At 63.4% G+C, this 24597-nt stretch carries 20 protein-coding genes and 1 riboswitch; of the genes, 10 read left to right on the forward strand and 10 right to left on the reverse strand.

Annotated features, from left to right (window positions below; translation table 11 throughout):
- Positions 1 to 308: 308 nt before the first annotated feature.
- On the forward strand, positions 309 to 548 hold the full coding sequence (locus QA649_RS17965) for a DUF2798 domain-containing protein (RefSeq protein ID WP_283025350.1): 240 nt from the start codon (positions 309 to 311) through the stop codon (positions 546 to 548).
- A 1100-nt stretch (positions 549 to 1648) separates the two neighbouring features.
- On the opposite strand, the gene QA649_RS17970 is transcribed toward QA649_RS17965, so the two are convergent.
- The 5 genes from QA649_RS17970 to QA649_RS17990 form a co-directional block, all read right to left on the reverse strand.
- Entirely contained in the window at positions 1649 to 1816 is a 168-nt protein-coding gene (locus QA649_RS17970; protein ID WP_283025351.1) for a hypothetical protein, read from the reverse strand.
- 642 nt (positions 1817 to 2458) lie between these two features.
- Complete coding sequence (locus QA649_RS17975; protein WP_283025352.1) at positions 2459 to 2689, reverse strand: hypothetical protein; 231 nt, start codon at positions 2687 to 2689, stop codon at positions 2459 to 2461.
- A 411-nt stretch (positions 2690 to 3100) separates the two neighbouring features.
- On the reverse strand, positions 3101 to 3319 hold the full coding sequence (locus QA649_RS17980; RefSeq protein WP_283025353.1) for a hypothetical protein: 219 nt from the start codon (positions 3317 to 3319) through the stop codon (positions 3101 to 3103).
- Between the two features lie 352 nt (positions 3320 to 3671).
- Entirely contained in the window at positions 3672 to 3839 is a 168-nt protein-coding gene (locus QA649_RS17985; RefSeq protein ID WP_283025354.1) for a hypothetical protein, read from the reverse strand.
- 247 nt (positions 3840 to 4086) lie between these two features.
- On the reverse strand, positions 4087 to 4221 hold the full coding sequence (locus QA649_RS17990) for a hypothetical protein (protein WP_283025355.1): 135 nt from the start codon (positions 4219 to 4221) through the stop codon (positions 4087 to 4089).
- 233 nt (positions 4222 to 4454) lie between these two features.
- Between QA649_RS17990 and recA the strand changes: the two genes are divergently transcribed.
- From recA to QA649_RS18010, 4 genes are all read left to right on the forward strand, one after another.
- Positions 4455 to 5543 (forward strand): recombinase RecA, encoded by a 1089-nt coding sequence (gene recA / locus QA649_RS17995; RefSeq protein WP_212023577.1) that lies wholly within the window; start codon positions 4455 to 4457, stop codon positions 5541 to 5543.
- A 103-nt stretch (positions 5544 to 5646) separates the two neighbouring features.
- Positions 5647 to 6630 carry a hypothetical protein gene (locus QA649_RS18000; protein WP_283025356.1) on the forward strand — a complete coding sequence of 328 codons (984 nt, stop codon included), beginning with the start codon at positions 5647 to 5649 and terminating at the stop codon, positions 6628 to 6630.
- A gap of 372 nt (positions 6631 to 7002) precedes the next feature.
- Complete coding sequence (locus QA649_RS18005; RefSeq protein ID WP_283025357.1) at positions 7003 to 7482, forward strand: hypothetical protein; 480 nt, start codon at positions 7003 to 7005, stop codon at positions 7480 to 7482.
- 198 nt (positions 7483 to 7680) lie between these two features.
- Positions 7681 to 8655, forward strand: a complete 975-nt coding sequence (locus QA649_RS18010) for a hypothetical protein (protein WP_283025358.1) — start codon at positions 7681 to 7683, stop codon at positions 8653 to 8655.
- 127 nt (positions 8656 to 8782) lie between these two features.
- Here the strand turns inward: QA649_RS18010 and gcvP are convergent, their stop codons facing one another.
- The 3 genes from gcvP to gcvT are packed head-to-tail and all read right to left on the reverse strand — an operon-like array spanning position 8783 to position 13192.
- Entirely contained in the window at positions 8783 to 11650 is a 2868-nt protein-coding gene (gene gcvP, locus QA649_RS18015; RefSeq protein ID WP_283025359.1) for an aminomethyl-transferring glycine dehydrogenase, read from the reverse strand.
- A 17-nt stretch (positions 11651 to 11667) separates the two neighbouring features.
- On the reverse strand, positions 11668 to 12036 hold the full coding sequence (gcvH, locus tag QA649_RS18020) for a glycine cleavage system protein GcvH (protein ID WP_283025360.1): 369 nt from the start codon (positions 12034 to 12036) through the stop codon (positions 11668 to 11670).
- Positions 12037 to 12046: 10 nt separating this feature from the next.
- Positions 12047 to 13192 (reverse strand): glycine cleavage system aminomethyltransferase GcvT, encoded by a 1146-nt coding sequence (gene gcvT / locus QA649_RS18025; RefSeq protein ID WP_283025361.1) that lies wholly within the window; start codon positions 13190 to 13192, stop codon positions 12047 to 12049.
- Positions 13193 to 13336: 144 nt separating this feature from the next.
- A riboswitch (glycine riboswitch) is annotated at positions 13337 to 13427 on the reverse strand.
- A gap of 220 nt (positions 13428 to 13647) precedes the next feature.
- Between gcvT and alaS the strand changes: the two genes are divergently transcribed.
- Positions 13648 to 16326, forward strand: coding sequence for an alanine--tRNA ligase (gene alaS / locus QA649_RS18030; protein ID WP_283025362.1), 2679 nt, complete (start codon positions 13648 to 13650; stop codon positions 16324 to 16326).
- Positions 16327 to 16332: 6 nt separating this feature from the next.
- The gene (locus QA649_RS18035; RefSeq protein ID WP_283025363.1) at positions 16333 to 17559 is read left to right on the forward strand and encodes a cyclic nucleotide-gated ion channel; all 1227 of its coding nucleotides are present in this window, start codon (positions 16333 to 16335) and stop codon (positions 17557 to 17559) included.
- A gap of 4 nt (positions 17560 to 17563) precedes the next feature.
- Here QA649_RS18035 and QA649_RS18040 read toward each other — a convergent pair whose 3' ends face one another.
- Positions 17564 to 18064 carry a DUF3455 domain-containing protein gene (locus QA649_RS18040; protein ID WP_283025364.1) on the reverse strand — a complete coding sequence of 167 codons (501 nt, stop codon included), beginning with the start codon at positions 18062 to 18064 and terminating at the stop codon, positions 17564 to 17566.
- Between the two features lie 93 nt (positions 18065 to 18157).
- Positions 18158 to 19372, reverse strand: a complete 1215-nt coding sequence (locus QA649_RS18045; protein ID WP_283025365.1) for an NADP-dependent isocitrate dehydrogenase — start codon at positions 19370 to 19372, stop codon at positions 18158 to 18160.
- A 338-nt stretch (positions 19373 to 19710) separates the two neighbouring features.
- Here QA649_RS18045 and QA649_RS18050 point away from each other — a divergent pair, with 338 nt between their 5' ends.
- The 3 genes from QA649_RS18050 to QA649_RS18060 all read left to right on the forward strand — a co-directional run bounded on the left by QA649_RS18050 (position 19711) and on the right by QA649_RS18060 (position 24567).
- Entirely contained in the window at positions 19711 to 20910 is a 1200-nt protein-coding gene (locus QA649_RS18050; RefSeq protein WP_283025366.1) for a TrmJ/YjtD family RNA methyltransferase, read from the forward strand.
- A 209-nt stretch (positions 20911 to 21119) separates the two neighbouring features.
- Entirely contained in the window at positions 21120 to 22796 is a 1677-nt protein-coding gene (locus QA649_RS18055) for a tetratricopeptide repeat protein (RefSeq protein WP_283025367.1), read from the forward strand.
- A gap of 331 nt (positions 22797 to 23127) precedes the next feature.
- On the forward strand, positions 23128 to 24567 hold the full coding sequence (locus tag QA649_RS18060) for a DUF1254 domain-containing protein (protein ID WP_283025368.1): 1440 nt from the start codon (positions 23128 to 23130) through the stop codon (positions 24565 to 24567).
- The last annotated feature ends 30 nt before the right edge of the window (positions 24568 to 24597 follow it).

Raw genomic sequence — 24597 nt, forward strand, 5'->3', positions numbered from 1 at the left:
CACCCTCGATCACTGAAAACATGTTGGCCGACATAATATTCCCAGGGACAAGTGAAATCTGCCGGTAACTCTTGGATAGCTCACGGAAATCTCGAAAGCGCGCACGCCATCGGCCGGCCAGGAACTTTGTTCATGGCCGGAGAACCACGGAGCCAGTTCAATGCTGATGCTGCCCAAGACTCTTGATCCAGATCAGTCTCCGGATTCAAAAAGCGCGGGCGCTGAATGGCAGGCGATCAGGTGCGTCCCGGTGCGCGAGGCGGCACGTGCCTTGCTTGGCCGCATGACGGTAAGCACAAGGGCGCGTCATGCTCGGCATTCCCCGCCGCTACAGTCATTTCGTCTTCGGCGTCATCCAGTCCGGACTGACCTCGCTGATCGCGGCGGGAATCGCCAGCTTTCCCGCTGATGGCGCGCTGCTGTTCGTTCGGCACTGGATGGTGTCATGGCTGATCGCATGGGCCGCGATGCTGCCCATGGTGCTGCTGGCGGCGCCCGCGATCCGCGCCTTCTCGCTGCGGCTGACGCGGGAGGAGAGCGGCGCGTGAACGGCGGGCACGCATGAAAAAACCCCGCTTGGGGAGAGCCAAGCGGGGCAAAGGTTATTGGAGGCTGAGGTGCTGGGCTGCAACACCATAAGCCAAGCGAGCCTACCCGGCTGAGCTTACGGCAGCCTGACACGCTCGCGAATCGAATCGGCACCGGCGTCACCGCGCATGGGCCCGCAAACAGAAAACCCCGCTCGGGGAGAGCGGGGTCGTCGACTGGTATGGAGGCCCGGTGTTGGTCCACCGGGCTCATCGACACTAGGCGCGTTGGCTTACAGAGGCCTGACGGCGAAAACGAAAGCAGCGCTGAGCAGGCCGCAGACTGGCCCCGCACCGGTCCCAATTTGGCCACCCGATCGCACCACTCGAGCCACAGCAGCAGGCGAGATTCCGCAACGTCCGGTCGTGCCATGGGGGAAACGTGGTGCGCCGGCAACGGGGTGGCATCATGGATAACGTAGAGCGGTCATTTGCCGCCGCGACAGCGGCGGGCTTCGTCGTGTTGGTAATCGGCATCGCATTGCTGGTGCTGCTTTAGGGATCACGGGACGCAGAGGCAGACGTCGACCGGCTCCGGGCCAGCATGGCCCCGCGCGCGGATGGGGGCGCCATGGACATCCCCCCAGGTCCTGCAAAAAGCTGCAAAACAACCCCATGCACAGTAGGCCGCCGTGGGATTGTCACGCGCAATCAATGGCTTGATGGTAGTATTTAGATACCGTTAGGCACCGAAACGTTTCGCAGGACTGCGGAAGCATGACGGCACGCGGCGGCTGTGTCTTTGATGGCGCGTCAGCTTCGGCTCCGCGAGCCTTGCGCCGGAGGTGAGGGAATTGATCCGCGATTTCTCGTTCGCATTCAAGAGGACGGGCCTGCGGGTTCGCCCGCATCGGCGATGACGTTGCGGTGATGAGGACACATGAAAGAGGCCGTCCGCTGAGGCGGCCTCGGGTCATCCAAGGAATTTGTCGAACGCCACCAAGGCGCCGAAGGCGGTCGCAGTGACCGCGATGAAGGCGGCAAAATACCAGAGGCGATACATGCCGGGATAACCCGGGCGCATTGCAAAGGTTCTGGAAGCGACAACTGCCGGCGTCGGCTCAGTGGATCTTGATCCGATCCAGAGGAAGGTGAAGCTCCGCCGCACGCTCCTCGCGGTCCTTCCTGCGAAACTCCATTTCTCGCCGTTCGAACTCGATCAGCTCTTTGCGGGCTGCGTCCAACAGGCGATCTTTTGGCGCTACGCCAAGATGGGTCGGTTCCGTCATCACTCACGTTCCCCGTCTTTCAGTGGCTGATCCCTGGACAAGACCGGGAATAGCGGGAAGGTTCGGGTGCCGTAGAATTACGGATTTATGACGGCGAATGGCCGTATCAGGATTGAGAAAAGCGCGGCCGGGCTCGAAATAAGCGTCCCGGCGGCGCTTTATTTTCTAACTGAGCGCTGAAATCTCAGTTGAGCTCAATGTGCAACGGCCATGCCACAGGCTTGTGACGCGGCCAATCAGCAACAGAATCGGCGGCACAACACCGCGACGTGCACAGCCGGCGCAAGATCCAGATAGTTCGGTCCTATATGGCGGGCCTTTGGTTCAAGGAGGCCGCGAAGCTTCTTGAGGACGCCACGAGAGTTGGGACACCCTCAGAGCAAACTGGGACACTTGTGATCAAATGCGGACAGCCTGGCTCCAATTGTTGGAGGGCAGTTTCGATCCGGTCGATGTGGATAGGGAAGAGGCCGCCAACGGAGGCGGCCTTCAAACATGAGGATGGCGACGGCAACCACCGCCACCGACAGGTTGTCCCAAACGATCACAAGAACCTTGTACCAAGGGTCATTGCCCATACGGCAGCACAGCGCGGTAGCAGGATCAACGCTACGCAGCTTGTGCCAGTTCTTATGGGCGGCCCTACTGCTTCGGCGGCTGCAACTCGCTGTGGATGAGGTTATGAATATCCACGCGTTTCAGCGGGTCTTCGTCCCGGAACGGCTCTTGGGTTTTGCGCCCAAGGAAGGTGTCGGGCTGGGGCAGCTTGAGCGCTTCGGCCGCTTCAGCCGTTATCTGGCGGATTTTGTCGTTCTGCTCCGCGATCTCGGCAGCCAGATTACGCGCGCGATGGATCTGGGAATGGTCGGCCATGACGGCGCTCCCTTCGCTTTGCAGGCGGGAGCGCTCTCGGTCTCTCAGCCACCGACGCCTACGGGCAGAGCCTTGGCCGGTGATGCAGGAACAATGCGCCTATTAACCGATGGTTGCTAGCGAATCCGAGCACAAACTACGTCAACGGCGTCGGCCTTAATCGTCCCAAATACGTTCGCCGCACTGGCATTCGTAAAGGCGTACAGTTCGGCCGCGCCGGGGATCCAGCATCGAATATGCCAGTCTGGGAAAGGATGCGCAGGTCGGGCACCTTGGTGCCGTCTTTGGCGGAGCCGGAGCCGACGACTTCTCTTCGTGATGCGCAGTCATGACGTAACCCAATGACCGGGCCCAAGTACGAAAGCGCGGATTGGTTCCTAAGCACCCGCAAAATTCAAACTGAGGCACGACCTACTTTTGGGGCTGTCTCGACGGCCAGACCTCCGGTGCAGGCTCGCTAAGCAGCTCTTTTGTTTTGGCAAGCAATTCGAAAGATCGCTGAAGCATTGCCCTCTCGCGCTCCGTCTTGGCGCGCATCCGTTCCATTTTTAGTTCGATCTGTTCGGAAAGCCATTCCAAGTCGCCTGTTGCCATAAGCGCCTCCCGGTCAATCCGGGGAGCATAACTCATGTTAGGTTCCTTGGTTCCGCAACCTGGGGGCGCTTCGAATTCAATCAGGCGGAGAGCGGGTGCTGTCCTGGATGCGCGTCGCCTGCTCGAGAGGCTTGAAGCGAATATCGCGCTATTGGAAGACGAAGAGAAAGACTCAGACAATGGATGAGGCCGCCAACTGAGGAGGCGCTATATAAACGGCCCCAATTGGGGGCCGCCAACCCGCTGATGGGGTTTTCCTCCAGCAGTCGGGGGGGCACCTTTCGTGCTGGGGGCATCGTAGAGATGCGCCGCTAGGCTGAAAGTTCCTCAGCCGAGAAGATTGGTACGCAAGCCATGAAAGAGGCCGCCAACTGAGGCGGCCCCTGGTTCAATGAACTTTGATTTCCTCAAGGGGCAGCCGCAGCTCTGCGGCGCGCTCCTCTCTGTCTTTCTTGCGGAACTCTTTTTCCGTCCGCTCGAACTTCGCTAGTTCTTGATGGGCAGTTTCCAAAACGCGACTGCGCACAGCCGCATCGATGCACGCATTTTCAGCCATCACACTCTACGCTCCCCATCTCTCGTTGCCCCATCCCAGACAAGATCAGGAACAGTGGGAAGGTTCAGTGCCGGAAGATTACGGATTTATGACGGCGAGATCAGCCGTGACCAAGCAGCAACAGAATTCCCGCCAGTAAAACTGCCACGAACACAGCGGGCACAACGATCCAAGCAGTCTCATTTCTCATAAGCGCAGGGTTTCATGCCTTGCACTGTGCCGCTACCTATACCTGGGGATATGAGCGTTAGTTCATCTTGCGGCGGAGCTTTTGGATCAACTCCCGCAGCTCGGCGGCGTACTCTTCAATGATCCGCCGCGCCTCCTCCAGCCGGGACGGCTTTGGCTGTTTTACCTCGCTCTGTTTCGCGGTCTCGACCATGGCTCACGGTCTCGCCAGACGACTGGCGCCAATTGAGCCAAGTCAACGGTTCTGCAAATCAGGACAGCCCTCAGAACAAACTAGGACACTGGGGGGCAAATACGGACAGTACCCCAATTCCCAAAAGAACATATTGCGAACCTAGAACAAATGGGGTACATTGTTTTTATCGCCGGCCCGCCTCTCAATCGTTTGTCCCCCTAGCGAATCCTCGCCATAAGGAGCACGACCCAATGTCCGCAACTGCCCTGCGTATCGTCGAAGGATCTTCCATGGACAAGAGTAAAGCTCTGGCCGCCGCGCTCTCCCAGATCGAGCGGCAGTTCGGCAAGGGCTCGGTGATGAAGCTGGGCAAGAGCGACCGGTCGATGGACATCGAGGCGGTGTCGTCAGGCTCGCTTGGGCTCGATATCGCGCTCGGCATCGGCGGCCTGCCCAAGGGGCGCATCGTCGAGATCTACGGGCCGGAATCTTCGGGCAAGACCACGCTGGCGCTGCATACGGTGGCGGAAGCGCAGAAGAAGGGCGGCATCTGCGCCTTCATCGATGCCGAGCACGCGCTCGATCCGGTCTATGCCCGCAAGCTGGGCGTCAACATCGACGAGCTCCTGATCTCGCAGCCCGACACCGGCGAGCAGGCGCTGGAAATCTGCGACACGCTGGTGCGCTCGGGCGCGGTGGACGTGCTGGTGGTCGATTCGGTTGCGGCGCTGGTGCCGAAGGCCGAACTCGAAGGCGAGATGGGCGATGCGTTGCCGGGACTTCAAGCGCGGTTGATGAGCCAGGCGCTGCGCAAGCTGACGGCATCCATCAACAAGTCCAACACCATGGTGATCTTCATCAACCAGATCCGCATGAAGATCGGTGTGATGTACGGTTCGCCCGAAACTACGACCGGCGGCAACGCGCTGAAGTTCTACGCCTCCGTCCGCCTCGACATCCGCCGCATCGGCGCGATCAAGGAGCGCGACGAAGTGGTCGGCAACACCACCCGCGTGAAGGTGGTGAAGAACAAGCTGGCGCCGCCGTTCAAGCAAGTCGAGTTCGACATCATGTACGGCGAGGGCGTCTCCAAGATGGGCGAAATCCTCGATCTCGGCGTCAAGGCCGGCATCGTCGAGAAGTCCGGCGCCTGGTTCTCCTATGACAGCCAGCGCCTCGGCCAGGGCCGCGAGAACTCGAAAGCGTTCCTGAAGGCCAACCCCGACATCACCGCCAAGATCGAGACCTCGATCCGCCAGAACTCCGGCCTGATCTCCGAGCAGATTCTCGCAGGCACGCCCGAGAGCGACGCCGACGGCGAGGAGCCGGGGGACGAGTAAGCCTTAACGCGAAAGCCTTTCGCGAGGAGCGGGCACTGAGGACGTTGAGTTGCCGACGTCTTCGGTGCCCGTTTCGTTTTGGGCGTGACAGTGGGGTGGGGCGATGCAGCGTCTGATCTTGACTGGCTGGGGCGGCGGGAGTGAGCTTGCTCGATCGGGCTTGGCCGAGATCGTCATACCGTTCCATTTTCAGTTTGAGTGGGGGCCGCTCCCGCAGGCGGAAAAGCTTTCGGCTTATTTCGCTGCCTACACGGCAGATCTCGGCCCGGCCGATCACTGGTCGGATTGGGTCCGCTGGCCACGGGGCGCCAAGGGTCGCGAATTGTCGCTGGCCGAATTTTGCGAGCCGTACGACACGATCGAACTCTGGTTCGGAGCGACTTCCCGAGACCAGCTGCAACTCGTCTGGTTGCTCGATCACCTCAGCAGCTGTCCTGCGCTGGCGCAGAAGCTCGGGCTGCGATTGCTGGACTCCGATCTGATGTTCAGTCCCGACTATGATTTCGCCAAAGGCGAGCCGCATATTCCTGTCGCGGACGTCGGTGCGGAGGAGTTCGAGATTGCCAGACTGGCGTGGTCGGCCTACCGCGCGCCGACCCCCGAGGCTTGCATCGATCTGCTTCACCGCGATTTGAGCGCCTTGCTGATGCTGCGGCCGGCCTTGCTCGAGCTTCTGGCAGAACTCCCGTCTCCATTGACGGGACTCGGTGCTACCGAGATGCGATTTCTGGAGATGCTTGCCAGAGGCTACGCGAATACGAATGGGTTGTTTCACCTCCGTTCGCAACGGCGCACATATGTGTTCGGTGAGATCGAACTCGGATATTTGCTCGAAGGCCTCGCCCTCGGTCCCAAGCCCGCAGTGGCCGGTTTGGGCGACGAACTGCGCACAATCGACCGCGAGAACGTGGGAGCTCGGCACCAAGTCTATCTCCGCAGCCGCCTGTCGCTAACCGAGTACGGCAAAGCCGTCCTGGCTCATCAGGAGGATTTCAGCCGCCACAATCCGATCGACCGTTGGTGGGGCGGCACCCACCTGACCAACGACCGACTATGGCGTTACGGTGCTGTTTTGGTGAAGCCGTGAGGTCATGAGCATGACGCGGCTTGTTCTGACGACAGACGCGTCGGCCGCCGGAGCTTTCGAAAGCGCCGGGCTTGGCGATCTCGTGATTGCGATCGAGCGTCGGATTGTCTGGGGACCGCTGCCGTCCGATGCCGAGCTTCACGCGTTCTTCGCGCCGCGTATGGCGCAGCCACACGGACTTCATTGGCTGGACGACACGCCAATCCGGCGTCTGGAAAAATGGAGCTTTAACGGGCGCGGACTGATCGCGTTGCTGTCGGAATGTGACTCGGCCGAACTATGGATCGGGCCGAAGCCAAATGCACAATGGCTGCTCGACCATTGCGGCAGCGAGAGAGCGGCGATCTCCAAATTCGCCATACGTCACTGGACATGGCCGTCGGGGACGTCGAGCCGGAACGACTCGCGAAGCTGGATCCGCCGGCTATCAAGCTCGGGCGAGATCATCTCGAACTGGCTGGCCGCGCATGGCGAGCGTATCGCGCGCCGACGCCGCAGGCCTGGTTCGACCTCCTCAAGACCGAGTTGAGCCTGCTTCCGCAGCTTGAGCGTTGCGTCGTCAACCTGCTCGAAGAGCTCCCGGGCGCCACGACGGGTCTTGGCACCACGGAAACGCTGATGCTGGACTTGATTGCGCTGGGCGAAGTGCAACCCTTCGACGTGTTCCCGGGACATCAGAAGCGCAACGAGCGGCGCGTCTTCGACTATTGGGTAGTCGGCGCGCTGCTTGACGGACTTGCGCGATGTCCGATGCCGGCCGTAGCCGGGCTGGAGCAGGGGCCGTTCTCGCTCGCCATGCACGAGGATGCCGTCCGTCAGGCGATACAAGCGGTCCCGCTTATCGCTCACTGATCTCGGGAAGGCGGTGCTGGCAGGAGAAGACGATTTCCTTCGGCACAACCCGATCCACCGCTGGTGGGGTGGCACGCTTCTCACCAACGAACGGCTTTGGCGATGGGACGCCGAAACCTGCGCGTTGGTCGCGCTCGACTAAGGCGTGCGCATGGCTCTCAGCATTCCCGTATTGCGTAGCAATTTTGAGAGGCGACCGTGTCCCATTTGATTTTATCCACGAACCATCTTGACGAAAACGTGCTTCGCCAGTCGCGCGTCGCGAACGTCGTGCTTGGATTCTATCCACGCTTCGTCTGGAGGAAATTGCCTTCCGAGGAGCGGCTTTTGACGGGGCTGGAGCGCCGATCGGCAAAGCACTGTAATCCCGGCGATCATTGGCTCGATGACGCTTGTCGCGGCTCGCTGGAGGGGTTCGGAGCGCGTGATATCGGTTTCTTCGAGCTGTGTGCGAAGTTCGACTCAATTGAAATATGGGTCGATCCTCGACCAAACGATCAGCTTGTGCTGGTCTGGCTGCTGGACCTGCTTCGCCCCTACAAGGAGATCACAACGAAGCTGAGTTTGGTGCACACAGACGATCATGTTGCGCACTATGCTCCAGAATCTGTCGCAAAATGGAAGCTGCCGGCCTTCAAGGTGACCGACACCCATTTGGTGGCCGCAAGCCGCGCCTGGCGAGCCTATCGGGCTGAAACGCCAAAGCCCTGTTTCGATCTTCTGATGACGGATCTGACGATCCTGCCGAGACTTCGGCCGGCGCTCATCGCGTTGCTTGAAGAGCTTCCGGACAGCGTGACGGGCCTAGGTGCCAGCGAAATGGATATTCTGGACTTTGTGAACGACGGGCACACGGACCCAAGGCGTGTCACCGAGGCCTGGTGGATGCGCGATGTGTTCGACGAAAACGACGCGCACCATGCCTTGCTCGAACTGGGGGCACATTCGGCGCCGCCGGTCCTGTTGGGCGATCCGGCGTTCGACAATGAGGCTCGCTATTTCGGCAAAAGCGAGTGGAAGGTCACGCTGACCGAACTCGGGCGTTCAATTTTTGCGCGCGAGGACGATATGTGGCGCCACAACCGGATCTATCGCTGGTGGGGCGGTACCGAGCTGACCAACGAACGGCTCTGGCGATGGGATCGCGAGACGCGCTCGCTGGTCAAACCCTGATATGCGTTCAGAATGCAGTGCCGTAGGATGGGCAAAGGCGCGCAGCGCCGTGCCCACCATCTTCCAACAAGCGCGAGGTGGTGGGCACGCTTCGCTTTGCCCACCCTACGAAAAACTCCGTCGCGACTTACTCCGCGGCCTCCGCGTAGTCGCTCACTGGCGGGCAGGAGCACACCAGATTGCGGTCGCCGTAGACGTTGTCGACGCGCCCCACAGGGCACCAGTATTTGTCGGTGCGTGAGACGCCGTCGGGGAAACAGCCCTCGCTGCGGGTGTAGGCGCGTTTCCAGTCGTCATCGGCGATGTCATGCACGGTGTGCGGGGCGTTGCGCAGGGGCGAGGCCTCGATCTTGAAGCGGCCGGCCTCGACCTCGGCGATCTCCTTCCGGATCGCGATCATGGCGTCGCAGAAGCGGTCCAGCTCGGCCTTGGATTCCGATTCGGTCGGCTCGATCATCAGCGTGCCCGGCACTGGGAAGCTCATGGTCGGGGCGTGGAAGCCGTAGTCGATCAGGCGTTTTGCGATGTCGTCAACGGTGACGCCGGACGTCGTCTTCAGCGGACGGGGATCGACGATGCACTCATGCGCGACGCGGCCCCTGGCGTTCTTGTAGAGCACCGGGAAGTGCGCATCGAGGCGCGCCGCGATGTAGTTGGCGTTGAGGATCGCGATCTCGGTGGCGCGCTTCAGGCCCTCACCACCCATCATCAAGATGTAGATGTAGGAGATGGTCAGGATCGAGGCCGAGCCGAACGGCGCGGCCGAGACCGGGCCGACCGGAGCGTCGCCCTTCGTGGCGGGATGGCCGGGCAGGAACGGCGCGAGATGCGCCTTGACGCCGATCGGGCCCATGCCGGGGCCGCCGCCGCCATGAGGGATGCAGAAGGTCTTGTGCAGGTTGAGATGGCTGACGTCGGCGCCGTAGTCGCCGGGCCGCGACAGGCCGACCTGCGCGTTGAGATTGGCGCCGTCGAGATACACCTGGCCGCCATGGCCGTGCACGATGTCGCAGATCTCGCTGATGTGCTCCTCGAACACGCCATGGGTCGAGGGATAGGTGATCATGACCGCGGCGAGGTCGTTCGAATGCTTTTCCGCCTTGGCGCGGAGATCGTTGACGTCGACGTCGCCGTTCTTCTCGCAAGACACAACCACCACGTCCATGCCGACCATCGCGGCCGAGGCCGGGTTGGTGCCGTGGGCGGAGGAGGGGATCAGGCAGATCTTGCGATGGCTTTGCCCACGCGCCGCATGATAGCCGCGGATTGCGAGCAGGCCGGCGTACTCACCTTGCGCGCCGGAATTCGGCTGCAGCGAGATCGCGTCATAGCCGGTGATGTCGCACAGCCATTTTTCCAGCCGCGCGAACAGCGCGTGATAACCCTTGGCCTGCTCGCGCGGGGCAAAGGGATGCAGGCTGCCGAACTCCGGCCAGGTCAGCGGCATCATCTCGGTGGTCGCGTTCAGCTTCATGGTGCAGGATCCCAGCGGAATCATCGCGCGGTCGAGCGCGAGGTCGCGATCGCTGAGCTTGCGCATGTAGCGCAGCATCTCGGTTTCCGAGCGATGCGCATGGAACACTGGATGGGTCAGGAACGCGGTGGTGCGCTTCAGCGCCTCCGGTAGCGCCTCGCGCGTGGTCGCATCCAACTCGGCGTAGGAAAGCTGGCCACCGAACGCGCGCCAGACCGCTTCTACCGTCGCCGGCGTGGTGGTCTCGTCGAGCGCGATGCGAAGCGCCGTTTCACCGACGCCGAGATTGATCTTCTCGGCCGCCGCGCGCGCGACGATCTCGGCGCGCTTGGCGCCGGCATCGACGCTGAGCGTGTCAAAGAAGGATTCCGATTGCGGCGCGAAGCCGAGCTTGCGCAGGCCGGAAGCGAGCACGGCGGTACGGCGATGCACGGTCCGCGCGATCTGCGAAAGTCCCTCGGGGCCATGATAGACCGCATACATCGCGGCGATCACGGCGAGCAGCACCTGCGCGGTGCAGATGTTGGAGGTCGCCTTCTCGCGGCGGATGTGCTGCTCGCGGGTCTGCAGCGCGAGGCGGTAGGCCGGCATCCCGCGCGAATCCACGGAGAGGCCGACGATGCGGCCGGGCAGCGAGCGCTTCAGCGCATCGCGCACCGCCATATAGGCCGCGTGCGGCCCGCCATAGCCCATCGGCACGCCAAAGCGCTGGGCCGAGCCGATTGCGATGTCGGCCCCGAGTTCGCCGGGCGAGGCGAGCAGCGTCAGCGCCAGCAGATCGGCGGCAACGATCGCGAGCGCGCCCTTGGCCTTCAGCGCGGCGATCGCGGGGCGGAGGTCGCGCAATGCGCCGGAAGAACCCGGATATTGCAGCAGCGCGCCGAGCACGTCTGATTTGTCGAGATCGGTGAGGGGATCGCCGACGACCAGATTCCAGCCGAGCGGCTCGGCGCGGGTGCGCATCACCGCCAGCGTCTGCGGATGCACGTCCTTGTCGACGAAGAAGGCCTTGGCCTTCACCTGCGAGTGGCGCTCGGCGAGCGCCATGGCTTCGGCCGCGGCGGTCGCCTCATCGAGCAGCGAGGCGTTGGCGACGTCCAGCCCGGTGAGGTCGCAGATCATGGTCTGGAAGTTGAACAGCGCCTCCAGCCGGCCCTGGCTGATCTCGGGCTGGTAGGGCGTGTACGCCGTGTACCAGGCCGGGTTCTCCAGGATGTTGCGCTGGATCACCGCGGGCAGGATGGTGCCGGAATAGCCTTGGCCGATCAGCGAGGTGAAGACCTGGTTCTGTGCGGCGAGCTCGGCCATATGCGCGATCGCCTCGGTCTCGCTGAGCGGCTTGCCGAGATCGAGCGGGGCGGCCTGCCGGATCGAGGCCGGCAGCGTCTCCGCCATCAGCGCGTCGACGCTCTTGGCGCCGACGGCCTCGAGCATTGCGGTGACATCGCGCGCGGAGGGGCCGATGTGGCGGCGAACGAAACTGGCGGCGGTCTCGCCGCTGGATTTACGGTGCGCGGTCATCGCTTGCTCCATCGTCCCTAAGCCGTATGTGCCTTGTAGGCGGCTTCATCCATGAGGCCGCCGAGCTCGCTTTTGTCGGCAATCTTGATCTTGAAGAACCAGGCCGCGCCCTGCGCATCCGAATTGATCAGCGCCGGCTCGGCGGCCAGCGCTTCGTTGGTCTCGAGCACTTCGCCGGTAACAGGTGCGTAGACGTCGGAGGCTGCTTTCACCGATTCCACGACGGCGGCGGCTTCGGCCTTCTTCAAGGTGCGGCCGACCTTGGGCAATTCGACGAACACGACGTCGCCGAGCTGCTGCTGTGCGTAATCGGTGATGCCGACCGTGGCGGTATCGCCGTCGATGGCGAGCCATTCATGGTCGGAAGTGTACAGCGTCGTGGTCATTGTCTCGTCCTCAGCGTTTGTAGGTGTTTTTCACGAAGGGCATGGCAGCGACTGCGAGCGGCAATCGCTGGCCGCGCACCTCGGCGAAGAGTTTTGTGCCGAGCGCGCTCAGGCTCACGGGCACGTAGCCCATCGCCACCGGTGCGCTCAGGCTCGGGCCGAAACCGCCCGACGTGACCTTTCCAATGGGCTCGCCGCCCGCGCTGTCGGCAAACAGCAGCGCGCCTTCGCGCACCGGCGCACGGCCCTCGGCGAGCAGGCCGACGCGGCGGCGGGATGCGCCATTGTCGAAATGGGCGAGAATCTTCGCGGCGCCGGGAAAGCCGCCGGCACGGGCGCCGCCGGTGCGGCGGCTCTTCTGCACCGACCATTCCAGCGCGGCCTCGACCGGCGTGGTGGTGGTGTCGATGTCGTGACCGTAGAGGCAGAGGCCCGCTTCCAGCCGCAGGCTGTCGCGGGCACCTAAGCCGATCGGCAGCACGTCCGGATTGTCCAGCAGCATCTTGGCGAGGCGTTCGGCATCGGCGGTGGGAACCGAGATCTCAAAGCCGTCCTCGCCGGTGTAGCCGGAGCGCGAGACGAAGCACTTGATGCCGGCGACCTCATGCGGGCCGGCGTCCATGAACTTCATGGCCGGGGCCTCTGCACAGAATTTCGCCAGCGCCGCTTCCGCCTTCGGGCCTTGCAGCGCGATCAGCGCGCGGTCGGCGAGCTGCTCGATGATGCAGTCGTCGGACAGATTCGCGCGCAAATGCGCCTCGTCCTGTTCCTTGCAGGCGGCGTTGACAACCAGGAACAGGTGATCGCCGAAATTGGCGACCATCAGGTCGTCGAGGATGCCGCCATCCGCATTGGTGAACTGGGCGTAGCGCTGCCGCCCCTTGGCGATTGCCACGATATCCTGCGGCACCAGCCGTTCCAGCGCGCGGGCGGCGTCCTCGACCTTGCCCGACTTTGGCCGGAGCGCGATCTGGCCCATATGGGAGACGTCGAACAGGCCGGCTTTGGTGCGGGTATGAAGATGCTCCTTCAGCACGCCCGCGGGGTATTGCACGGGCATGTCATAGCCCGCGAAGGGCACCATCTTGCCGCCCATGGATACATGGAGGCTGTGGAGGGGCGTACGTTTCAGGGAGTCTTGGCTGTGCGCTAGCATCTCAGGGGCCCTCGGCGGTTCCCGGGGAGGATTCCCCATGGACACCAGTCGAAGCCCCATCTGTCGCTGTGCCTGAGAGTATTATCCCGTCGGCGGACGCAGTCCGGGTCTTAAGCCCGTCGGCGCCTCTTTCCAGATGCTGTCAAAGCCACGCGGTCCTTTTGCCTGAGAGTTTCCGGGGCGGTTGCTCCTTCGGCGCCGGCTGCCTAAAGCCGGTCTCTCCCGACGTGGCCGTACGATACAGATGGGTACAGACCACAGGCTAGCCAAGCCTGTCAACGCGACTTCAGCGGCTTTCAACCGGATTGCGCGCCTGCGGCAACCCTCTGATCTCCTTGCACAGTTTCTGGACAGCGAAGCTGGCCTTGTCTAAAAGCGCTTTGGCCCGCAGATATCAGCCTTAATTTCCGGTTTGGACGGCGGCAGCGGGCCCAAGCACACCCGATTGGATGAACATGAGCGGCGTCAACGAGATCAGGTCGACCTTTCTGAACTTCTTTGCCGAGAACGGCCACGAGATCGTGCCGTCCTCGCCACTGGTGCCGCGCAACGACCCGACGCTGATGTTCACCAATGCCGGCATGGTGCAGTTCAAGAACGTCTTCACCGGGGTGGAGAAGCGGCCGTATCAGCGCGCGACCACTTCGCAGAAATGCGTGCGCGCCGGCGGCAAGCACAACGACCTCGACAATGTCGGCTACACCGCGCGCCATCTCACCTTCTTCGAGATGCTCGGCAATTTCTCGTTCGGCGATTACTTCAAGGAGCGCGCGATCGAGCTCGCCTGGAGGCTGATCACCAAGGAGTTCGGGCTGAAGAAGGACAAGCTGCTCGTCACGGTCTACCACACCGACGACGAGGCGCACGGGCTCTGGAAGAAGATCGCCGGCTTCTCCGACGACCGCATCATCCGCATCCCGACCTCGGACAATTTCTGGGCGATGGGCGACACCGGGCCGTGCGGCCCGTGCTCGGAGATTTTTATCGATCGCGGCGACCATATCTGGGGTGGCCCTCCCGGTTCTCCTGAGGAGGATGGCGACCGCTTCCTCGAATTCTGGAATCTCGTGTTCATGCAATACGAGCAGGTGACGAAGGAGGAGCGCGTGGATCTGCCGCGTCCCTCGATCGACACCGGCATGGGCCTGGAGCGCATGGCCTGCGTCCTGCAGGGCGTCGAGAGCGTGTTCGAGACCGACCTGTTCCGCAATCTGATCGATGCGACGGCGTCCGCGCTCGGCAGCGGGCCGCAGGAGCAGACCGCCGGCTCGTTCCGCGTCATCGCCGACCATTTGCGCTCCTCCGCCTTCCTCGTCACCGACGGCGTGCTGCCCTCGAACGAGGGCCGCGGCTATGTGCTGCGCCGGATCATGCGCCGCGCGATGCGCCATGCGCAGCTGCTCGGGGCCAAGGAGCCCCTGATGCATCGCCTGGTGCCGGCGCTGGTGCGCGAGATGGGCCAGGCCTATCCCGACCTGATGCGCGCCGAGAAGCTGATCGAGGAAACGCTGCGGCTGGAAGAGACCCGCTTCCGCAAGACTCTTGCGCGCGGCTTGGCCATCCTGGACGAGAAGAGCGCGTCCTTGAAGAAGGGCGACATGTTCGACGGCGACGTCGCCTTCACGCTGTACGACACCTACGGCTTCCCGCTCGACCTGACCCAGGACGCGCTGAAGTCGCGCGGCATCGGCGTCGACCAGGCTGCGTTCACCGACGCGATGGAGCGCCAGAAAGCCAAGGCGCGCGAGTCCTGGAAGGGCTCGGGGGAGGCTGCCTCCGAGGCGATCTGGTTCCCGCTGCGCGAGAAGCTGGGTGCCACCGAGTTCCTGGGCTACGAGACCGAGAGCGCCGAGGGCGTCGTGTCCGCGCTGGTCAAGGACGGCGCGGAGGTCGCCAGTCTCAAGGCCGGCCAAACCGGTGCGCTCGTGCTGAACCAGACGCCGTTCTATGCGGAGTCCGGCGGCCAGGTCGGCGACACCGGCGTGCTGACGGGTGAGGGCGGCATCAAGGTCCGCGTCACCGACACGCAGAAGAAGCTCGGCGATTTCTTCGTCCACATCGGCACCGTCGAGAGCGGCGAGCTCAAGCTCGGCACCGCGCTGCAGCTCGAGGTCGATCATTCCAGGCGCTCGTCGATCCGCGCGCATCACTCGGCGACGCATCTGATCCACGAGGCGCTGCGCCAGGTGCTCGGTGACCACATCGCCCAGCGCGGCTCGATGGTCGCGCCGGACCGGCTGCGGTTCGACTTCGTGCATCCGAAGCCGATCACGGCGGAGGAGCTTGCCCGCGTCGAGGACATCGCCAACGACGTGGTGCTGGAGAACGACGAGGTCACCACCCGCGTGATGGGCGTCGATGAGGCCCGTGAAGCGGGGGCGCGTGCGCTGTTCGGCGAGAAGTATGGCGACGAGGTCCGCGTCGTCTCAATGGGCAGGACCGCGCGCGAGCGCGGCGCCAATGCGCTCGGCTGGTCGGTCGAGCTCTGCGGCGGCACGCATGTCAAGCGCACCGGCGACATCGGCCTGATCACGCTCACGGGCGAAAGCGCGGTCGCCTCGGGCGTGCGCCGTATCGAGGCGCTGACGGGCAACTACGCGCGAAAACACGCCAACGAGACCATGGCGCTGGCGAAGACCGCGGCCAACGAGCTGCGCACCTCGATCGACGACGTGCCGGCGCGCATCGCCGCGCTGATGGAGGAGCGCAAGAAGCTCGAGCGCGAGCTGTCCGACGCCCGCAAGAAGCTCGCCATGGGCGGCGGCGCTGCTGCCGGCAACGGCGCGGCGAGCGGCGTGCGCGAGGTCGGCGACGTCAAGCTGATGGCGCGTGCGGTCGAGGGCATCGAGATGAAGGATCTCAAGGGCCTTGCCGACGACGGCAAGAAGCAGATCGGCTCGGGCGTCGTCGCCATCGTCGGCGTCACCGGGGATGGCAAGGCCGGCGTCGTGGTCGGCGTCACGCCGGACCTCACCGCGCGCTTCAACGCCGTGAACCTCGTCCGCGTCGCTTCCGAAGCGCTCGGCGGCAAGGGCGGCGGCGGCCGGCCCGACATGGCGCAGGCCGGCGGCCCCGACGGCGCCAACGCCACCGCGGCGCTGGCGGCGATCGAAAAAGCGATGGCAGGCGCTTAAAGGCCCATGCGCCTCGTTCCGCGAGGACGTGGGCTTGGCGATCCCGACTTCCGGGATCGCCTCTACGAATTGCTGGAGCACGATCCCCTGGCCTATTCGGTCGGGTCGCGCTTCATCCAGCTCATCATCGGCGTCATCGTGCTCAATGTGGCCGCGATGATCCTTGCCTCGGTGCCGGAGCTCGACGCGCGGTTCGACACGCTATTCAGTGCGATCGCCATCCTCGCCGTCATCGTGTTCGCGCTGGAATATGCGGCGCGGCTGTGGACCGTGGCGGGGCACACCCAGCGCACAGGCTCAGCGCTGTCCGATCGGCTCTCTTATGCCTTCTCCGCGCTCGGCATCATCGACCTCATGGCGTTCCTGCCGGCTGCGATCGTGCTCGCCACGGGCCGGCACGCGACGCTCGCCGGGCTCGGCGTGCTGCCGTTCTTCAAGCTGATCCGCTATTCGCCGGCGATGCGTTCGCTGCTCGCCGCCGTGCATGCCGAGCGGCGCGCGCTGATCGGCTGCATCGTCATCCTGATCGGCGCGGTGCTGACCTTCGCCTCGCTGCTCTATGCCGTGGAGCGCGACGTGCAGCCGGACAAGCTCGGCACCATCCCGCAGGCGATGTGGTGGGCGATCGTGACGCTCGGCACCGTCGGTTATGGCGACGTCGTGCCGGTGACGCCGCTCGGAAAATTCATCTCGACCTTCGCCATCATCAGCGGCTTCGCCATGATCGCGCTGCCGGTCGCGATCATCTCCTCGGCGTTCGCCGAAGAGGTGAAGCGGCGGGACTTCGTCGTCACCTGGGGCATGCTGGCGCGGGTGCCGCTGTTCTCGCATCTGTCCGCGGCCGAGATCGCCGACATCATGCGCCTCTTGCGCGCGCGCACCATCGAGCAGGGCGAGATCCTGGTGCGGCGCGGCGATGCGGCCTCGTCGATGTATTTCATCACCGCCGGCGAGGTCGAGATCGCGCTGCCGAGCCAGCAGGTGCGCCTTGCCGACGGCACCTTCTTCGGCGAGATCGCGCTGCTGCATAAGACAAAACGCAGCGGCACCGTTACGGCGACGCGCAAGACGCGCCTCCTCGTACTCGACGCCCAGGACTTTCACGCTTTGATCGCGCGCATGCCGACGCTGGCCGATCACGTCCATACCACCGCCAAGGCGCGGCTGGCCGACAGCGGCGATCTCGCGGCGGCGGAATTGGCGCAGGCGGAGAAGGAAGACACCGACCGCTGAGCGGTCAGCCCTTCTTCAGGAAGACGTAGTCGGCCGAGTAGGGCGCGCTTTTGAACTCGCCGCCCTTGTCGCAAGAACCCTCGAGCTTGCCGCCATGGGTGTTGATGCGCTGGACGGTGGTGACCGGCGACAGCACGCCGCTGCCGCGGCGGGAGGCGACCTCAAGCTTCAGCCAGGGGATATCGGCAGCCGTTGCGCCGGGCGCGTTGCCGGTGGCCTTGCCGACGACGGCGCTGCCGTCGGCGAGCTCCCAGCTCGGGCCGGCATAGTGGTGGCCGACGGTCTTGCCCTCGGAGAGCAGGGTGGCGATCGGCTCGCGGAAGGCCCAGGCGAGCTTGCCGTCGGTGCCGGCCTTGCACTCATAGACCTGCGCGCCCTCGGCGTGGACGCTGAGAACGGCGGTCTCGCCAGGCGCGGCGATGGCCTCAGGTAGGGGATCGGCGACAGCCGGCCCGGCCATTGCGGCGAGCAGGAACAGGCTGGGGGCGGCAAGCTTGATGAACATGGCGGTCTCCGCGAAAGCTCTCAAAAAAATGGGCCGCGCTTGTCGCGCGGCCCATGATGATGTCTGGCCCAGTCGGGCGAAATTACGGTCGGCTTACGCCGCCATCGCCTTGACCAGGTTCTCGGCGACCTTGTCGAGGAAGCCGGTGGTCGAGAGCCAGCGCTGGTCGGCGCCAACTAGGAGCGCGAGGTCCTTGGTCATGTAACCTTCCTCGACGGTGTCGACGCAGACCTTCTCGAGCGTGGCGGCGAACTTGGCGAGCTCGGCGTTGTTGTCGAGCTTGGCGCGGTGCGACAGGCCACGGGTCCAGGCGAAGATCGACGCGATCGAGTTGGTCGAAGTCTCCTTGCCCTTCTGGTGCTCGCGGTAGTGGCGGGTCACCGTGCCGTGGGCCGCTTCCGCCTCGACGGTCTTGCCGTCGGGGGTGAGCAGCACCGAGGTCATCAGGCCGAGCGAGCCGTAGCCCTGCGCGACCGTGTCGGACTGCACGTCGCCGTCGTAGTTCTTACAGGCCCAGACATAGCCGCCGGACCATTTCAGGGCCGAGGCCACCATGTCGTCGATCAGGCGGTGCTCGTAGGTCAGGCCCTTGGCGTCGAACTCCTTCTTGAACTCCTTGTCGAAGATCTCCTGGAAGATGTCCTTGAAGCGGCCGTCATAGACCTTGAGGATCGTGTTCTTGGTCGACAGGTACACCGGGTAGCCGCGCAGCAGGCCGTAGTTGAAGGAGGCGCGAGCGAAGTCGATGATGGAGTCGTCGAGATTGTACATCTCCATGGCGACGCCGGCGCCCGGAGCCTTGAACACTTCCTTCTCGATCACGGTGCCGTCCTCGCCGACGAACTTCAGCGAGAGGGTGCCCTTGCCCGGGAACTTGATGTCGGTGGCGCGGTACTGGTCGCCATAGGCGTGGCGGCCGATGATGATCGGCTTGGTCCAGCCGGGAACGAGGCGCGGCACGTTCTTGCAGATGATCGGCTCGCGGAAGATCACGCCGCCGAGGATGTTGCGGATGGTGCCGTTCGGCGACTTCCACATCTGCTTGAGGTTGAACTCCTTCACCCGGGCCTCGTCCGGGGTGATGGTGGCGCACTTGACGCCAACGCCGACCTTCTTGATCGCCTCGGCGGCGTCGATGGTGACCTGATCGTTGGTGTGGTCGCGGTACTCCATGCCCAGGTCGAAATACTGCAGCTCGACATCCAGGAACGGGTTGATCAGCTTGTCCTTGATGTACTGCCAGATGATCCGGGTCATCTCGTCGCCATCGAGTTCGACGACGGGATTGGATACCTTGATTTTTGCCATGATCGGGGAAGCCCTCTTGGGAACGGCGCTTTTGGCGCGCCAACGTGAATATCCGCCGCCTCTTAGCACCTGATAGCAGCGGGCGAAAGCCAAGTGATTATGCACTTTTAGCCCATCCAGCTTCCACAGATGGGGAGCGGGGCCCGGGGCGGGGTGAGGTTTCAAGCGAGATTCAAAAGTTGAATCCAACCCGTTATTTCCCTTGAGAATTTTGTCAGGACAGGCAAACGACAGGCGAACGGGCAGACGGCCCGGGAGCGGGGCAAGGCCCGGCTTTGAATCAATTCCTGAAGAGAGCCTTTCCAAGGCCTTGAGAACCAGTGTGAAAGCGAAACGAGATGTCGGGGACTGACAAGACCAAGGCGGGCCTTTCCCTCGACGGTCCCATCGTGATCCTGGTCGAGCCGCAGCTCGGCGAAAACATCGGCATGGCCGCGCGCGCCATGGGCAATTTTGCTCTGAGCGCCTTGCGCATCGTCAACCCCCGCGACGGCTGGCCCAACATCGCGGCACAGCGGGCCGCGGCCGGCGCCGACCACATTCTGGAAAAGGTCGAATTGTTCGACACGGTGGAGCAGGCGGTCGCCGACCTCGACCTGCTGTTCGCCACCACGGCTCGTCCCCACGACCAGGCCAAGCCCGTGGTCGGGCCGGAGACCGCGGTTAGCGAGATCGCCGGGCACGTCGCGACCGGCGGCAAGGCCGGTATCCTGTTCGGCCGGGAGCGCTGGGGCCTGACCAATGAGGAGGTCGGGCTCTCCAACCGCATCATCACCTTCCCGGTCAATCCGGGCTTCGCCTCGCTCAACCTCGCTCAGGCCGTGCTGCTGATCGGCTACGAATGGTTCAAGCTGATGACATCAGGCGAGCTGCCGCACGCCATGCCCGAGCGTTCCGAGCGCGCCTCGCAGCACCAGATGCAGGCCTTCTTCGACAATCTCGTGCGCGAGCTCGACAAGGTCGAGTTCCTGCGGCCGGCCGAGAAGCGCGACACCATGCTGGTCAACCTGCGCAACATTTTTAGCCGGATGGAGCCGACCAAGCAGGACATGCACACCCTGCACGGGGTCATCATGGCGATCGCCGAGGGGCGCAAGGGCCCGGCCAAGGGCGGCGTGCTCGACGGCGAGCAGGCAACGCGCCTGCGCGCGCTGCTGGCCGAGCACGGCCAGGGCGGCGGCGTGCCCGACAGCGGCTCGACCGTGCGCGGCCTCGCCCGCCTGCTCCGCCGCAACCCGACCGACGCCGAGCGCCTGCTCTGGCAGGCCCTGACCCGCGACCGGCGCTTTGCAGGTGGGTTCAAGCGCCAGACCCCGGTCGGGCGTCATATCCCCGACTTCGTCTCGTTCCCGCACCGGATCGCGATCGAGCTGGTGAACCCGGGCGAGGGGGAAGCCATCGCCGCGGACCGCGCGTCGCGGCGGACCTGGCTCGAGGCACGGGACTATCGCGTGCTGGAGATCCGGGCGGCGGATGTCGAGCGCGATCTGGAGGCGGAGCTGGTGCGGCTGCAGGGGATGGTGGAGCAGGCGACGTAGGTTTCGTCGGCACAGGTCTCGCAGAGTGGGCAAAGCGAAGCGTGCCCACCATGCCAATCGACGAGCTGAGACAGAAGTGGTGGGCACGGCGCTGCGCGCCTTTGCCCACCCAACCAAACCGCGTTTGTGGTTTGTAATGCCGCAACCAAGGGCTGTGCAGACGCGTCGCCGGTTGCTATGACGTCCCCGGGAATTGAAATGGGGACTGCATGTCTGAAATGGTGGGCCGCACACTCATTTGTGCGGCAGCAAGCTTCGGTGTCTTGGCGCTGGCGACTTTGATCGAAGTATCAGCCGCACGTGCGGAAATGCCCCTGACCGCCAAGTGCAACGCGGTCGGAAATTTCAGCGTTGATGACCGCATCGCAGGCTGCACCGCGATGATCGAGGCTGCTCCAACCATGTCGCAAGGCGTGGTCATGGCTTATCTCCGCCGCGCTATGTTCTACCAGCAGAAAGGCGAGATCGACCTCGAGATCGCTGATTACGATCGGATCATCGAGCGCTATCCGGACAATCTGCCCGCCCGGCTGAGCAGGGCTTATGCGCATGTTCGAAAGCGAGCGCCCGCGGCCGCGCTGTCCGATTACGCCAAAGTCATCGAGGTCGATCCCAAGAATACCTACGCTTATTTGGGGCGCGCTCAAGTCTACCAGGCGAGCCGAGATTTCGTCCGTGCCATCGCCGATTATGATCAGGCCCTTCAGATCCATCCGGACAACGTCAAAGCGCGTGTCGACCGGGCCCTCGCTTACATCCGCAGCGGGGATCCGGCGCGTGCCATGGCCGATTGTGATCGAGTGGTCGAGATCAGCCCGGAAAGTGGCGGCGGCCAATTGTGCCGCGGCCGGGTTTACTTCGCCAAGGGTGACAGGGAGCGCGCATTGGCCGCGCTCGATCAAACCATCCAGATCAAGCCAAAGGGCGAAGGGTTCTATTATTTCCGCGGCGAATCCTTTCTTCAGTTGGGTGAGTTCGACCGCGCCATCGCCGACTATGACCGAATCGTCGAGATTAACCCACGAAGCCCATCGGCCTACTTCTGGCGCGGCGTCGCCTGCTCACAAAAGGGCGATTATGACCGCGCCATTGCCGACTATACCGAGGCCATGCAGCAGGTGCGTCAGGATCGAAAAAAACCTAGCAAGGCGCCTATTCAGGGGCAAGATGGCGACCCCGTTTCCGCGTCTGTCGATGGTGAGGCAACCAGACTTGCTTCGGGGGATGGCCCTCCGCTGCGTGCACGGGGAGAAGCCCATTACGCGAAAGGGGACCTCGATCGCGCCATCGCAGACTTTGATGAGGCGATCCGCTTTGATCCCAGGGACAAGGATGCACTCGGGCTGCGCGCCAACGCGTACAAAGCCAAGGGTGACTTCAGCCGCTCGATTGCTGAGTACGATCAACTCGTGCAACTCGATCCCCGGGACGTCCGTGCCTATCGCGCCCGCGCGAGTGCTCATTGGCAGGCCGGTTCGCTTGCCAAATCGTTGGCCGACCTGGACGAGGCAGTCCGGCTCGATCGCAAGAATGCCTATGCGGCATTGTGGCGTGAGATCATTGCAAGTCGCAGTCATGAACCAGGCCGGCTGGCCGAGGCTGCAACGCAGCTCGACATGACGAAATGGCCTGCGCCGATCATCAACCTCTTTCTTGGCACGAAGACGCCGGAGCAAGTGTTCGACGCCGCAAACGATCCGGATCCGAGGAAAAGAAAGGGGCAGGTCTGCGAGGCGCATTTCTTTGCCGCTGAACTTACCCTGCAACGCGGCTCCAGGGAAGAAGCCTTGCGGTTGTTCGACCTCGCTGTCGCCGATTGCCCGAAGACCTTCATCGAGAAACAGGCCGCCGATTTCGAGCTCAGCTCGTTACGGGCGAGCCGCTGACGCGCTCAGGCACGGCCTCGTAGGGCTTTGTCCGCCGTAGCTCGAAGAGCGAAGGCGGAAGCGTGCCCACCATGTTGACCGACGACGCGGAGACAGAGGTGGTGGGCACGGCGCTGCGCGCCTTTGCCTACCCTACGAGTTGGAAGCGCCAAGAGCGAGCACGCGTCGTCTTCGGGAAGGTTAGCGTTGGCTTAACAACCACTTCTACCTTTAGTTGATGTCGACATGTGTGAAGTGCGCTGCGCCCAAGGCCAGATCGCCCCATTGATGCATGTCAAAGAACAGGGAACCCGGCCCGTTACGCTTTTGAGCGCAACAGGGAGGGTTCGGTATGTCAATCAGCCGTCGCCAAGCACTTGCCACCTTCAGCGCCGCTGTATCGGTTCTCGCGATGTCCCGCGCAGCACGCGCCGACTTTGATGGCCCCGTCGTCAGGGCCCTGGAGGGCGGCGACGATTTCTGGCTCGCCCAGGACGCCTATATCTACGGATATCCGCTGGTGACGATGGAGATGACCCGCCGGGTCATGACGAACGTTGCGGCGGTGGAGGGCACGCACGGGCCGATGGGGCAGTTCGTCAAGTTGCGCAAGTACCCTGATGCCAGCTTCAGGGATGTCACGGCACCCAATGCCGACACCCTCTACACGACGGCCTGGATCGACGTGGGCGACGAGCCCTGGGTCCTGAGTATGCCTGATATGAAAGACCGCTACTTCCTGTTTCCGATGCTGGACGGCTGGACCAATGTGTTCCAGGTGCCGGGCAAGCGCACCACCGGCACCAAGGCGCAGACTTACGCGATCACCGGTCCGGGCTGGAAGGGAACGCTTCCCGCCGGCGTCAAGGAATACAAATCACCCACGAGCATGGTGTGGATTCTGGGCCGCATCTACTGCACCGGCACACCGGAGGATTATGCGGCCGTGCACGCCGCGCAGGACGAGTTCAAGATCGTCCCTCTCAGCGCCTACGGCAAGTCCTATACGCCGCCGGCAGGAAAGGTCGATGCGTCGATCGACATGAAGACGCCGGTTCGCGACCAGGTCAACCGCATGGACGCCGCGGCCTATTTCACCCTTCTCGCGCAATTGATGAAGCGCAATCCGCCGGCCGCCGCCGATGCGCCCGAGGTCGCCAGGTTCGCGCAGATCGGCCTCGTCCCCGGCAAGGATTTTGATGCGGGCAAGTTCGACGTTGCCTTCGCCAAGCGAGTCCCACAGGTGGCGTTCGACCGCATTATGCTCCAGTTCAAGGTCAACAAGGCGATCAAGAACATCAACGGCTGGGCCTTCGACAGCGAAGCCGGCGTCTACGGCACCAATTATTTCAACCGTGCGCTTGTCACGGCCATCGGGCTTGGCGCCAACCGAATCCAGGATGCGTGCTATCCGACATCCCAGAAGGACGCCGACGGGAAAGAGTATGTCGGCAGCAACAAGTACGTCATGCGTTTTCCGAAGGGGCAACTTCCTCCCGTCGCAGGCTTCTGGTCGCTCACGATGTACGACGAAAACTATTTCTTCGTCGCCAATCCGATCAACCGCCAGTCCATCAGTGCCCGCCAGAACCTCAAGGCCAATCCGGACGGTTCGGTCGATCTCTACCTTCAGAAGGACAATCCCGGTCCCGACAAGGAGAGCAACTGGCTTCCTGCGCCGGCGGGCAAGTTCGTGCTGATGCTGCGCATGTACTGGCCGAACGAGAAGTCGCCCTCGATCATCAACGGGACGTGGAAGCCGCCGCCGGTCCGGCAGGTGACGAGCAGCTAGGGAGACTCTTGCAGGGTGGGTTAGCCATCC

The organism is Bradyrhizobium sp. CB1717 (assembly GCF_029714325.1).
Classification (GTDB): domain Bacteria; phylum Pseudomonadota; class Alphaproteobacteria; order Rhizobiales; family Xanthobacteraceae; genus Bradyrhizobium.

Excerpts from the sequence above, each read along its gene's own strand:
- QA649_RS17970 (WP_283025351.1), bottom strand. The coding sequence starts at position 1,816 with ATGACGGAACCGACCCATCTTGGCGTAGCGCCAAAAGATCGCCTGTTG.
- QA649_RS18000 (WP_283025356.1), top strand. The coding sequence starts at position 5,647 with ATGCAGCGTCTGATCTTGACTGGCTGGGGCGGCGGGAGTGAGCTTGCT.
- QA649_RS17980 (WP_283025353.1), bottom strand. The coding sequence starts at position 3,319 with ATGAGTTATGCTCCCCGGATTGACCGGGAGGCGCTTATGGCAACAGGC.
- QA649_RS18005 (WP_283025357.1), top strand. The coding sequence starts at position 7,003 with ATGGCCGTCGGGGACGTCGAGCCGGAACGACTCGCGAAGCTGGATCCG.
- recA (WP_212023577.1), top strand. The coding sequence starts at position 4,455 with ATGTCCGCAACTGCCCTGCGTATCGTCGAAGGATCTTCCATGGACAAG.
- QA649_RS17985 (WP_283025354.1), bottom strand. The coding sequence starts at position 3,839 with ATGGCTGAAAATGCGTGCATCGATGCGGCTGTGCGCAGTCGCGTTTTG.
- gcvP (WP_283025359.1), bottom strand. The coding sequence starts at position 11,650 with ATGACCGCGCACCGTAAATCCAGCGGCGAGACCGCCGCCAGTTTCGTT.
- gcvH (WP_283025360.1), bottom strand. The coding sequence starts at position 12,036 with ATGACCACGACGCTGTACACTTCCGACCATGAATGGCTCGCCATCGAC.
- QA649_RS17975 (WP_283025352.1), bottom strand. The coding sequence starts at position 2,689 with ATGGCCGACCATTCCCAGATCCATCGCGCGCGTAATCTGGCTGCCGAG.
- QA649_RS17965 (WP_283025350.1), top strand. The coding sequence starts at position 309 with ATGCTCGGCATTCCCCGCCGCTACAGTCATTTCGTCTTCGGCGTCATC.
- gcvT (WP_283025361.1), bottom strand. The coding sequence starts at position 13,192 with ATGCTAGCGCACAGCCAAGACTCCCTGAAACGTACGCCCCTCCACAGC.
- QA649_RS17990 (WP_283025355.1), bottom strand. The coding sequence starts at position 4,221 with ATGGTCGAGACCGCGAAACAGAGCGAGGTAAAACAGCCAAAGCCGTCC.
- QA649_RS18050 (WP_283025366.1), top strand. The coding sequence starts at position 19,711 with ATGTCGGGGACTGACAAGACCAAGGCGGGCCTTTCCCTCGACGGTCCC.
- QA649_RS18060 (WP_283025368.1), top strand. The coding sequence starts at position 23,128 with ATGTCAATCAGCCGTCGCCAAGCACTTGCCACCTTCAGCGCCGCTGTA.
- QA649_RS18035 (WP_283025363.1), top strand. The coding sequence starts at position 16,333 with ATGCGCCTCGTTCCGCGAGGACGTGGGCTTGGCGATCCCGACTTCCGG.
- QA649_RS18040 (WP_283025364.1), bottom strand. The coding sequence starts at position 18,064 with ATGTTCATCAAGCTTGCCGCCCCCAGCCTGTTCCTGCTCGCCGCAATG.
- QA649_RS18055 (WP_283025367.1), top strand. The coding sequence starts at position 21,120 with ATGTCTGAAATGGTGGGCCGCACACTCATTTGTGCGGCAGCAAGCTTC.
- alaS (WP_283025362.1), top strand. The coding sequence starts at position 13,648 with ATGAGCGGCGTCAACGAGATCAGGTCGACCTTTCTGAACTTCTTTGCC.
- QA649_RS18045 (WP_283025365.1), bottom strand. The coding sequence starts at position 19,372 with ATGGCAAAAATCAAGGTATCCAATCCCGTCGTCGAACTCGATGGCGAC.